A 1798-nucleotide genomic window follows, 5' to 3' on the forward strand; every position below is an offset into this window, starting at 1 on the left:
GGATGCTGTTGGTTAATCCGGGGGTTCGCGTGACGTCGGCCTTCAGGACCTGGTTGTGGTCTTGAAGGCCGACGTTGTCGTATGGGGTGTGGGTGCGGGTGTCGATGCAGCCGAGCGGGCCGAGTGAGGTTCCGGCGGAGACGGTGCGGGTGGCGCGGGCCGCATTCCCGAAGGGGAGTCTGGCGATCCGGGTCCGGGATGAACTGGGGCCGCTGTTCACAGATGAGGAGTTCGCGGACCTATTCCCGGCACGGGGCAAGCCTGCCTGGTCACCGGGGCGGTTGGCACTGGTGCTGGTGCTGCAGTTCGTGGAAGGGCTGACCGACCGGCAGGCCGCGGAGGCGGTGCGGGCCAGGATCGACTTCAAGTACGCGCTCGGGCTGGAACTGAGCGATCCCGGGTTCGACTTCTCGGTGCTGTCGGAGTTCCGGGACCGCTTGGTGGGGGCGGACGCGGGGCGACGCGTCATGGACAGCATCCTCGCCGCGGCCGGGGGAAAGGGGCTGCTGAAGACGGCGGGCCGGGCGAGGACCGACTCGACCCACGTGCTGACGGCAGCCCGGGAGGTTGCCTGGCTGGAGCGGGTCGCGGAGACCCTGCGGTCGGCATTGAATGCGTTGGCTCAGGCGGCCCCGGACTGGTTGGTCGAGGTTGCCGAGCCGGACTGGTTCAGGCACTACGCCACCAGGGCGGAGGACTCCCAATTCCCCAAGGCCCGCACCAAGCGGGACGAGATGGGGCTGCGGATCGGCCGGGACGGGACACAGCTGCTCCAGGCCGTCTGGTCCCGGCAGGCACCCCAGAATCTGAGGGCGCTTGAGCAGGTGGAGCATCTGCGGCGCATGTGGGTGCAGAACTTCCACCAGGTCGAGGGCGAGGTGAGGCGGCGGGACCCAAAAGACCGACCGCCGGGCGCGATCTGCCTGGTCAGCCCCTATGACATGGAGGCACGCAACAGCCTCAAGCGGGACACCGCCTGGGCCGGATACAAGGTCCACCTCACCGAGACCTGCGCAGAAGACGCCCCGAACCTGATCACCAACGTGTCCACCACCGACGCGACGGTGCCCGACATCTCGATGACCGAGACCGTGCATGCCCAACTCGCTGAGGCGGGCCGTCTGCCCGGCGAGCATCTGGTCGACGCCGGATACGTCGACGCCCATGCCCTGGTCCGGGCCCGCAGCGAGCACAGCCTGACCCTCACCGGGCCGGTTGCCGGCATCATCAGCCACCAGGCCGCCGCAGGCGGCGGGTTCACCGCCGACGACTTCACCATCGACTGGGCGAGCGAGCAGGTCACCTGCCCCGGCGGCAAGACCGCCACTTGCTGGAATCCCGACCACTCATCTGAAGGCACCCCGGTGATCCGGGTCCGGTTCAAGGGCGGGGACTGCCGTCCCTGCCCGGTCCGCGAGCAGTGCACCACCTCCAGCGTTGGACGGCGCCTGACCCTGCGACCCCGCGCGGAACACGAAGCCCTCCGCCAGGCCCGCGCTGAGCAGGACACCGACACGTGGAAGAAGCGCTACAAGACCCGAGCCGGAGTCGAAGGCACCATCTCCCAGGCCGTCCACCGCTGCGGCCTGCGCAGATCCCGCTACCGGGGCCTCGCGAAGACCGCCCTCCAGCACCAGCTGACCGGCGCAGCAATCAACCTCGCCCGCATCGACGCCTACATCACCGGCACACCCCGAGCCCACACCCGCACCAGCCACTTCGCAGCACTTCGCCCCGCCGAGCTCACGCTCGACGGGGCGAAGTAGAACCAGCCCCCCCCGGATTAACCAACAGCATC

The 1798-nt window shown here is 69.0% G+C and carries 1 protein-coding gene; it reads left to right on the plus strand.

The features are described 5' to 3' along the window. Nucleotides 1-98: 98 nt before the first annotated feature. Nucleotides 99-1766, plus strand: coding sequence for an IS1182 family transposase (locus ACIBK6_RS42455; RefSeq protein WP_399058844.1), 1668 nt, complete (start codon nt 99-101; stop codon nt 1764-1766). Nucleotides 1767-1798: the final 32 nt, after the last annotated feature.

The organism is Streptomyces sp. NPDC050485, from assembly GCF_044458185.1.
In the GTDB taxonomy this organism is placed as follows: Bacteria; Actinomycetota; Actinomycetes; order Streptomycetales; family Streptomycetaceae; genus Streptomyces.